This is a genomic window from Asticcacaulis sp., from assembly GCF_020217185.1.
Taxonomy (GTDB): domain Bacteria; phylum Pseudomonadota; class Alphaproteobacteria; order Caulobacterales; family Caulobacteraceae; genus Asticcacaulis.
Genome location: NZ_JAIWNX010000204.1, coordinates 1 through 10000 on the forward strand (window position 1 = coordinate 1; position 10000 = coordinate 10000).

The following is a 10000-nucleotide window of genomic DNA, read 5'->3' on the forward strand; positions in this document are numbered from 1 at the left end:
GCAAAGGTCGCCTCGGTGACAAACACATCGCACGGCACCGGCTCAAACGGCGCGCAGGTCGGATCGGCCCGGCGTTTATAATCGCCGGAAAAGACGATGGTGGCTCCGTCATATTCCAGCCGCGCCTGCGCCGAACCCAAAATATGCCCCGCCGGGTGCAGGCTGAGGCGCACGCCGTTGATGTCAACGCTTTGCCCATAGGTCAGCGGGTGTTCGGCTTCGCTGAAATGGTTGTCGCCATAGCGGCTGCGCATGATGGCGAGGGTTTCCGGCGTCGCAAACACATGCTGATGACCGGCACGGGCGTGATCGGCGTGGCCGTGCGTCACGACGGCGCGTTCGACCGGCTGCATGGGGTCGATAAAGAAGTCACCGGGCCGGCACCACACGCCTTGCGGCCGCACTTCGATCCAGTCACGCGGGTGGGTCACTGATCACCCCGGCGGTCCTGAACGTAAGAGGCGGGATAACTGCCTTTTTATGACCGATCACGTTAAAAGCGTCCCATGACGATACCTGATGCCTTCCAGTCGTGGTTTAGTTCGCAAGGCTGGACCCTGTTGCCGCATCAGCGTGAGATGACGGCGCGCTTTGCCGCCGGTCGTTCGACGCTTCTGACCGCGCCGACCGGCACCGGAAAGACGCTGGCGGGGTTTTTGGGGTCCCTCGTTGATATTACGCAGACGCGGCCAAACGGTTTGCATACGCTGTATATTTCGCCGCTGAAGGCGTTAAATTACGATATCGAACGCAATGTCACGGCAATGATCGAGGCCCTTAGCCTGCCCGTAAGCGTTGAAAGCCGCACGGGGGATACGTCGCAATATCGCCGCCAGCGCCAGCGCGCCAGGCCGCCGCACATCCTGCTGACGACACCGGAATCGCTGATGCTGCTGCTCTCCTATCCGGAGGCCGCCCAGATGTTCGGCACGCTCAAGGCCGTCATTATTGACGAAATCCATCAGGTGGCGGCGTCACGGCGCGGCGACCTGATCGCGCTGGCGCTGGCGCAACTTGAGGCCTTCAGTCCCGGCTTTCGCCGCATCGGGCTGTCGGCCACGGTGGCCGAGCCTGAGCGGTTCTGCGACTGGCTGGGCCACGAGGCTAACGCCGTCGAACATCTCGACAGCCGCACCCTGGGTATGGCCGAGGCCGCGCCGGAGGTGGCTATCCTGCCGACGCGCAAAGCGCCGCCCTATAACGGCTTCATGGCGCAGTACGCGGTGCCGGAAATCCTGTCCGAGATCGCAAAGGCGCGCACCGCCATCGTCTTCGTCAATACCCGCGCGCAGGCCGAACTGTTGTTTCAGTTCCTGTGGGAGGCCAATGAAGAGGCCCTGCCCATCGCCATCTACCACGCCTCGCTGACGCGCGAGATGCGCCTGAAGACCATCAGCCTGATGGCTGCCGGCAAGTTGCGGGCATTGGTCGCCACCTCGGCCATTGAACTGGGCATCGACTGGGGCGATGTCGATCTGGTCATACAGGTCGGGGCACCCAAGGGCGTCAGCCGCCTTTTGCAACGCATCGGCCGGTCAAACCACCGCGTCGATGTGCCGTCAAAGGCCTTTCTGTGCCCGGCCAATCGCTTTGAGGTGCTGGAATGCGAAGCGGCCATTGCCGCGATCCGCGCCGGGAAACTCGACGGCGATGTCCCTCAGCCGGGGGCGCAGGACGTACTGGCGCAATTCATCCTCAATGCGGCGTGCAGCGCACCGGTGAGGCCCGAAGCCCTCTATGCCATTGTCCGGACTGCGTGGTCCTATCGCGACCTGAGCTATGCGCAGTTCGAGACCCTGTTCCGCTTCGTCGTCGATGGCGGTTATGTGCTGAGAAACTACGACCGCTGGCACCGCCTGAGCGAAACCGCACAGGGGTGGGTACCCGCCTCCGCCCAGATCGCCCGCCGTCATCGCCAGAATATCGGCGTCATTATCGAGGCTGGAAAGCTCAAGGTGCGGCGGCTGCACGGACGCGGCGGCAAGTATCTGGGGGAAATCGAGGAGCAGTTCGGACAGTCTATGCGACCCGGCGACACCTTCTTCTTCGCCGGTGAGGTGCTGGCCTTTGAGCGCATCCACGACATGACGCTCGATGCCCGCCCCAGTGCCGCCAAAGAACCATTATTACCCACCTATTCCGGCGGGCAGATGCCGCTTTCGACCTTCCTGGCTGACGGGGTGCGCGGCCTGTTGCAATCGGAGACGACGCTAAGCGAACTAACCGCAGAGGTGCGCGACTGGCTGAGGCTGCAAACGCGGTTTTCGCGCCTGCCCGACCGTCAGGACCTGTTGATCGAGAGTTTTCCGCGCGGCAAGCTCTATACGCTGGTCCTCTATACGTTTGAGGGCCGGCGCGCCAATCAGACGCTGGGGATGCTCCTTTCGCGACGCATGGAACGCCACCAGCTTCATCCCTTGAGTTTCACCGTCACCGATTACGGGCTGGCCATCAACAGCGTCGAACAGGTGACCGACGGCATGATCCATGACCTGTTTTCGACCGATATTCTGGCCGACGAACTGGAGGAATGGCTGGCGGATTCGCCCATGCTCAAACGCTCCTTCCGCCGCGTGGCGACCATTGCCGGTCTGGTAGAACAGAATCATAATGCCGCGCGCAAGACGCTGAAACAGGTAACCTTTTCGACTGATCTCATCTATGATGTGCTGCGCAAGTATGAGCCAGATCATGTGCTTTTGCGGCTGTCGCGCGCCGATGCCGAACGCGAACTTCTGGACCTCGACCGTTTGACCGACCTCATCCTGACCTTCCGCGACCGGATCGCCTTTTGCGACCTGCCCCGTCCCTCGCCCCTGTCCCTGCCCGTTATTCTGGATGTGCGGACCGAGCGCCTGCCCGGTGGCGGTATCGAGGCCCTGTTGCAGCAGGAAAGCGCCGAAGCGGCGGCCGAACGCCTGATACAGGAGGTGGTCGATGGCCTCGACAGCTGAGGTAGAGTTTGCGGGGCACAAGATGGTGCTCGATGCCGAACTGGCCCTGTGGTGGCCGGCGCACCGCCTGTTGGCCGTATCGGACCTGCATTTCGAAAAATCGACCTTTCTGGCGCAGTTCGGATCGGCCATCGCCCCTTACGATACGCTGGACACGCTAACGCGCCTCGAAGCCCTGATCGCGCGTTATCAGCCGCGCACCCTTATTCTGCTTGGCGACAGCTTCCACGATCGCGGCGCGTGGCAAAGGCTGGAGGCCCACACGCGAAGCCATTTGCTCAGCCTGTGCGGCACGGTCGAGTCGTGTCTGTGGGTCGAGGGTAATCACGATGTCGGCCTGATCCGCGACGACAGCCTGACCTTTGTGGACGATCATGTGGTGGAGGGCATCGCTTTTCGCCACGAGGCCGAGCCGACGGATCAGCCGCATATTATCGGCCATTTCCACCCCAAGCTGACCACGCGCGTGCGCGGTCACAAGGTCAGCGGCAAATGCTTTGCGCTTAACCGCAAACGCCTGATCCTGCCCGCCTTCGGCAGCTTTACCGGCGGGCTCGATATCCAGCATGAAGCCCTTAGCGAAGCGGCGCAGGGTGAGGCCTTTACCCCTTATCTGATTTATGGGCGGACCATCCTGCCCATCCGCACATGAACCTCACGCACCGTCGGATCGCATCCTTATACGTCCACTGGCACGCTGACTGAAGATATGGAGACCTCAATGAAACCGCGCCACTACGCCCTGCCCCTCGCCCTCGCCTCTGCTGCACTTCTGGCCCTCAGCGCTCAGGCCGTCACCGCCATGCCGGTAGGCAATCCGAACGTGCCGCAACCGGCCAGGCCGGTGGAACTCACGCGCTATCTGGGCCTGTGGTACGAACTGGGGCGCTATGAGAACCGTTTTGAGAAGGACTGCGATCAGGTCACGGCGCAGTATAGCCTCGCCGAAGATGGCAAGATCACCATTCTCAACACCTGCGGCTGGCGCAAGGGTAAACCGGGCAAGTCGTCGAAGGGCAAGGCGAAGATCGTCAGCGACAGCGGCAATGCCAAGCTGAAAGTCTCCTTCTTCGGCCCATTCTATATCGGCGATTACTGGGTGCTCGATCACGCCGAGGACTATAGCTGGTCGATCGTCGGCGAGCCGTCGGGCAAGTATCTGTGGATTCTGACGCGCGCGCCGTCACCGGCCGTCAAGGTGCGCGAAGACCTGCGTAACCGGGCGCGTGAGTTGGGCTACAATACCGACCTTATCCGCTGGACGTCGCAGACGCCGACAATGGCGAGATAGCCTGCGGCTTAAACAAGCTCAACAGGCAGGGCGAGCGCGTCGTCGGTGGCGCATATTGTGTCGTGTTTTTCCGCTGGCAGAGGTCCGGCTTTTGCACTCGACGCTCTCAGGGTCTTTGGGTATCAGGTTGTTCATAACGGACGAAGCCAGAGCGTGCTCAGACGGGCGCTTTACTTCGCAGCCTGAGACCCAATGGATTTAAACTGCATGTTTCAGTTTCACCGACGGATAAACGTCGAACAGGAAAGGCTGACGCTTAATCTCGGCGATCATGTCCGTTTGCTACACTTTGGTACGACACTGCCGCCATTAGGTGCGGGATGGGAGGTCGAGGCCGCTCTCAGTTTTTTCGATGGCAACTGTCTGCTTTTACTGAGAAATCAAACCCAAACGGCCTTGTGGCTGTGCGACGCGCACAACCGGCTTATATCGGGTGACGATCCCCGCACTGCGGACTATCTGGAAGCCCGTTTGATTGAAACCCCCATCAATGCGGATCGCCATATTCTGAGCGAGATTCTGGCGGTTTGTTACCTCAATATGGGTAATTCAGAATCGTTTTTTGAAACCCTGCTGGCCAGCGACCTGTTTGGTGACGTCTATGGCAGCCATACCTTATTCATTCTGGCCCATATCGCTCTGCAACTGGGGCGGATCGATGAGCTGGAAGCCGTGTTCGGCAAATCACAGGCTCCCTCAGATGTGAAAACAGCCCTGTTGCAGGCCTATCTGGGGCGGCAGGCGGCGGACAGGGGCGATTTTGCCGCGGGCCACGCGTATCTGGCTCTGGCTTTTGCGAGTGATGTGCCCCTTCCCGATTGGGCCGCCGTCTTCCTTGACCATTGTGCCATATACGATCGCAGCCCTGTCTGCGACTGGGTGCCGTCGGTGTTACGCGATGAAATTGGGTTGTTCTCCAAGGTGATAAAGGCCTTTTTCCGGGGAGAGCCCGCGGCTTTTGAAAAAGGCAGATACCCTTTGGCAACCCTCGCCTGTCATTGGGTCAAACAATTCCGGGTGGTTCGTGCAACAGAAGACCAGAAAACCCTGATCGCAACAGCGAAGAGCTGTGGTTTGTCGCCTGTATTTATTGCTGCGCTTTGTGACGGGCCGAATGGCGTGGGCCACGCCATGCAGTCAAGCCTGCCTCAACTGCCACATCTGTCCTATGATTACTCTTTTCGTATAAGAGACATAGCCTGCGGAATCAAAGCCGGCGGGAAACCGGTGCTTTGCCCCTTTAGCGGGTCTGTACAGGTCTGCAAGGATACGCTGGACGAGCACGTTTTTCTGCACAGACATAACGGTCAAGCGGTCGTCATCATGTCGGAGCGGACTATAAATTACGCACCGTCTGACCAGATATGGGTGTTTCCGGAGTCGGAGGTGCTGATCACTTCTGAGATTCGCCCTAAAGGCGACGTGGATTTTAGTCGTACCTTGGTACGGGTGGTCCAGCATTTCGAAGCGGTACAGGACTATTTAAATACACCCGAACGCACGATTATGTTAGCCGAGTCGGCGATGGGACATATCGGGCACTACATCTGGAACATCATTTCAGGCTGGTCGCCACTGTTTGAAATGGTTGATCCCGAAAGTCTCGATATCATAACAACTTACAATAATTGCCACTTTTTTGGTGGTGTCTCAGCTCTGTATCAAAAGGAATGTGAGCAGGCAGGAAAGGTCGTAAAACTCAACACAGACCTGGATTTATTCCGGTTAATGCTTGAACACAAAAGCACCCTATACAGTGTTCGTAACTGTCATGTGTCTGAAGATCTCGCGGGCCGTATCGTTCGCTTTTGTGACACGCAGCTGGCTGCGGATTTCAAGAATGCGGTGAGGCGTTTTTGCGATAGTGATGGTCCGATACTGATGATTACTCTCAGAACGGGCAACCGAAGCTGGGAGACGCAGACAGAGGGCTATATTCAAATTATCAACGCGTTGGCTCAGCATTATCCGAACTTGCGCGTCATCATAGATGGGTTGAATGCGGCAGCCGATGGCACGTCGACCGCACTACCCATGTCTGTTCAGGATGAAGAGGCGATTGCAACCGCTATCATAGCGGGTTGCCCCAATGTACAGATTTGGAATTCTATAGGGTGCAGTATTTTTGAAAGCCTCCTGCTTTGCTGTCACTGCGACGCCTTTATTGCCCCGATCGGTGCAGGTCTGGCCAAGGTCAGATGGATTGCCAATAAGCCCGGCGTAGGATTTTCCAATCGCACCTTTTTGGCGCCTGACCATCTTAATGGCTATCTATACAGTTATTTTCGTGAAAATCAGGTCCCTATGCGGTATATCGGCCGTGAACATATTCGGGATATGGATGACGGGCCGTCGGGTATGAAGGACCGTGCCAATTTCGACGTGGACTGGACGGTCATCTATGACGAAATACGCCACATAGTCGAAAACATCAGGGATGCCCGATTACGGCCGGATTAGCGTTGCCGAAATTTTAGAACAGGCTATTCGAACCCAATCCCAGCCGGAATAACTATCCAGATACTATTGATAACTCAAATGCGTAGAAAGAAAATTTGAGTCATGACCGTCACCGCGCAGGACCTGCAAAATCTGAAGCCCAATGTGCAGCGCGCGACAAGGATGCTCAAGCTTCTGGCCAGCGAGCCCCGCCTGATGATCCTCTGCCGGCTTTTTGAGGGTGAGGCCAGCGTTTCCGATCTCGCCGACTATCTGGGGCAGCCTATTGCCGGCACCTCACAGCATCTGGCCAAGATGCGGGCGGAACATCTGGTCTCCACGCGCCGTGACGGTCAGACCATCTACTACGCCTTGGGCGATCCGGCAACACAGAAGGTGATAGAGGCCCTGTGCGAGGTCTATGGCCCCAAGGCGTAAACGCCGAAATCCCTGCATAAGACATTGAAACAGAGGCCAAATGCCTCTAGTCTTTGCGTTTCAGGATCGATTTGCCATGACCGACACCCTCCCCGCCAAAGTCAAGATGACCGACATTGCGCGTCTGGCCGAAGTGTCTCTGGCCACCGTTTCGCGCGCCCTGGCCGACAGTCCGCTGGTGCCGGAGCCGCAAAAGCAGCGCATCATCGCTATCGCCGAAGCGCACGGCTACGCCGTCAATCAGGCGGCGCGCAACCTGCGTATGCAGACAACGCGCACCATTGGTCTGGTTCTGCCGCTGGGCCACGAAACCGGTCAGCAGATGACCGACCCGTTCCTGCTCGAACTGGTCGGTTACCTCTCCGAAGAGGTGTTTCGTCGCGGCTATGACCTGCTGTTTTCCAAGAATCTCTCACCGCAAAGCGGCTGGCTGAATTCGCTGGTGAAGTCGCACCGCTTCGATGCCATGCTGGTTCTGGGGCAAAGCGATCAGCACGACGAAATCAACGCCATCTCGGCCCACTATAACCCGATGGTGGTGTGGGGCGAACGGTTACCGGATCAGGGCTACTGCTCGGTCGGCGTGGACAATGTCCACGGCGGACGGCTGGCGGCGGAGCATCTGCTGAGCAAGGGCCGCAAGCAAATCCTGTTCCTTGGACCCGCTCAGGTGCCCGAAGTGGCGGCGCGTCTCAAAGGCTTTAGCGAGGGGCTGGCTCTGGCCGGGCATAAACTTACCCCCGCGCAGATCATCGAGACGCACTTCACGCCGGATTCAGCCTATGAGACGGTGAAGGGGCTGGTCGCTTCGCGTCGGCGCTTCGATGCCATCTTTGCGGCGTCGGACGTCATCGCCTTGGCCGCCATCCACGCCCTGAGCGATGCCGGGCGGCGCGTGCCGGAGGATGTGGCTGTGTGTGGTTTCGACGATGTTGCCATGTCGAAGACTATGTCCCCGGCCCTGACCACCGTAAAGCAGGACCTTCGGCTGGGGGCGCAACTGATGGTCGATCTGTTGTTCCGGCGGCTGGCGGGAGAAAAGACCTCGTCCGCCGTTCTGGCCGCCGGACTGATCGAGCGGGCCTCAACCTGATCAGTACTCGGCATTAAGCGCGTTCAGACGCGCGCCGGCCGGGTCGCGGCGGTGGTTGAAGACCAGCGCCACAAACAGGATCAGAGCCAGACCGGTGGCCAGCACAAACCCGTACTGCGCCCCGCCAAAGACATCCGACACCGCCCCCATGGCCAGAGGGGCGACGACGGCGCTGAGGCAGGTGAAGAACAGGATCACGCCGCCGGCCGCGCCATGCTGCGCCTTGCGGAAGCCCGATATGCCCTTGGAATTGATCGTCGGGTACATGACCGACATGAACAGGCCCGACAGGGGCAGGCTATAGACCGCCACAGCCTGCCCGCCGATCAGGGCCGCCACGAAGCAGGCCAGAATGGCCCCAGCGCACAGCAGCAGGACCAGCGTCCATTTCAGGCGCGCCAGCATCCACACCCCCAGAAAACGCCCGGCGGCGCGCAGCACGAAGAAGACGCTGAGCGCATACAGCGCCAGCCACACGGCCGGGCCCTGATAGCCTTTGAGCAGGGTCGGCATCCACACATAGATGGCGGTTTCCACCCCGACATAGAGCATGGCGAGCGCCGAAAAGGCCAGAGCATAGGGATCACGCACAAGGCCCAGCGAAGCCTTCAGGCTGAAAGTGTCGCTCGCGCTCCTCTGCCGTTCGGGATAGCGCACCACAAAGGCCGTTATGATCAGCAGTGTACACAGCGTCCCGGCAATCACATAGAGCCACTTCCACGACGCGCCCGACACCAGAAGCTGGGTAACGATCAGCGGGCCAATGATGGCGCCCACGCCGAAAAAGCCCTCGACCATATTCATGACGCGCGTATGGCTTTCGGTGGAGGTGGAGATGTCGCCGATCAGGGCCAGGGCTCCGGTTTTAAACACCCCGATGGCCAGACCTGAAATGAACAACAGACAGGCGAAAAAGAGAAAATCATTGCCGACGGCAAACAGGAAGGAATTCAGCGCAAACAGGCTCAGCCCCAGAATGATCGTCCATTTGCGCCCCAGACGATCGGCCAGAAACCCCAGCCCCAGACCGGCAATGGCGATGCCGCCCATGGTGGCGTAATGAAACGCCCCCGCCTCGGTCATGCTCAGGCCGTAATCGCGGATGACTTCGGGGATGATAACCCCCACCGCGTCCGTCGTCATGGCGAACATCATGAACATCAGATAGGTCAGCCCGGTAATCAGGGCGATATTGGCCGGGCGGGCCAGATGCGGCGCAGATGTCGTCATGGAGCGGTTCCCTGTATTTTGTTGTTATACGTTCAGAAGCCGTAGGCGAGAAAAAGAACGGAAGCGGGCCGCAGAGGGGATGCGACCCGCTCCCGATGCCTTCACGCTAAGGCATTTTTTGACGCCTCATGTGTATCCCAAAAGTGGTGCCCACTTTTTGGCATGAGGCTTTTTTGACGCCTCATGTTTATCCAAAAAATGGTACCCACTTTTTGGCATGAGGCTTTAGAACCGATACTTCAGGCTGATCGTCGAGGTGCGGCCATTGATGGCGCGGGCGCGCACATAGTTGGTCGCATTGTCGGTGATCGCGCCTTCTTCAACCTCGGTGATCCCCAGGACGTCAAAGGCATTGTTGACGTTCAGCGAAACGGTCAAGTCGTCCGTCAGGCTGTAATCGGCAAACAGGTTGGTCTGCACATAACCCGGCATGACCAGTTGGTTGTCGTCCTGCGCATAGGCGTCGGTGGTGCCGACAAAGTTCGCCCCGAATTCCAGCTTGTCCATCTTGTAGGTCGGCGTGAACTGGAACACCCACTCGGCCTGACGACGCGG

At 58.9% G+C, this 10000-nt stretch carries 9 protein-coding genes; 6 read left to right on the forward strand and 3 right to left on the reverse strand.

Annotation, left to right across the window (positions count from 1 at the left end):
* Positions 1-431, reverse strand: a 431-nt coding sequence (locus tag LDL37_RS10130) for an MBL fold metallo-hydrolase (protein ID WP_290797594.1), incomplete at its 3' end; no start/stop codon positions are given.
* A gap of 75 nt (positions 432-506) precedes the next feature.
* Between LDL37_RS10130 and LDL37_RS10135 the strand changes: the two genes are divergently transcribed.
* The 6 genes from LDL37_RS10135 (at position 507) to LDL37_RS10160 (ending at position 8215) form a co-directional block, all read left to right on the forward strand.
* On the forward strand, positions 507-2954 hold the full coding sequence (locus LDL37_RS10135) for a ligase-associated DNA damage response DEXH box helicase (RefSeq protein ID WP_290797597.1): 2448 nt from the start codon (positions 507-509) through the stop codon (positions 2952-2954).
* Entirely contained in the window at positions 2938-3606 is a 669-nt protein-coding gene (pdeM, locus tag LDL37_RS10140) for a ligase-associated DNA damage response endonuclease PdeM (protein ID WP_290797600.1), read from the forward strand. The genes LDL37_RS10135 and pdeM overlap by 17 nt, the downstream gene beginning before the upstream one ends.
* Before the next feature lie 69 nt (positions 3607-3675).
* On the forward strand, positions 3676-4245 hold the full coding sequence (locus LDL37_RS10145) for a lipocalin family protein (protein WP_290797603.1): 570 nt from the start codon (positions 3676-3678) through the stop codon (positions 4243-4245).
* 207 nt (positions 4246-4452) lie between these two features.
* Positions 4453-6705, forward strand: coding sequence for a hypothetical protein (locus tag LDL37_RS10150; protein ID WP_290797606.1), 2253 nt, complete (start codon positions 4453-4455; stop codon positions 6703-6705).
* A 102-nt stretch (positions 6706-6807) separates the two neighbouring features.
* On the forward strand, positions 6808-7122 hold the full coding sequence (locus tag LDL37_RS10155; RefSeq protein ID WP_290797609.1) for a metalloregulator ArsR/SmtB family transcription factor: 315 nt from the start codon (positions 6808-6810) through the stop codon (positions 7120-7122).
* Between the two features lie 76 nt (positions 7123-7198).
* Complete coding sequence (locus tag LDL37_RS10160) at positions 7199-8215, forward strand: substrate-binding domain-containing protein (protein ID WP_290797612.1); 1017 nt, start codon at positions 7199-7201, stop codon at positions 8213-8215.
* Here the strand turns inward: LDL37_RS10160 and LDL37_RS10165 are convergent, their stop codons facing one another.
* Together LDL37_RS10165 and LDL37_RS10170 are read right to left on the reverse strand one after the other, a co-directional pair.
* Positions 8216-9445 carry an MFS transporter gene (locus LDL37_RS10165; RefSeq protein ID WP_290797616.1) on the reverse strand — a complete coding sequence of 410 codons (1230 nt, stop codon included), beginning with the start codon at positions 9443-9445 and terminating at the stop codon, positions 8216-8218.
* 225 nt (positions 9446-9670) lie between these two features.
* On the reverse strand, positions 9671-10000 hold a 330-nt coding region (locus LDL37_RS10170; protein WP_290797618.1), incomplete at its 5' end, for a TonB-dependent receptor.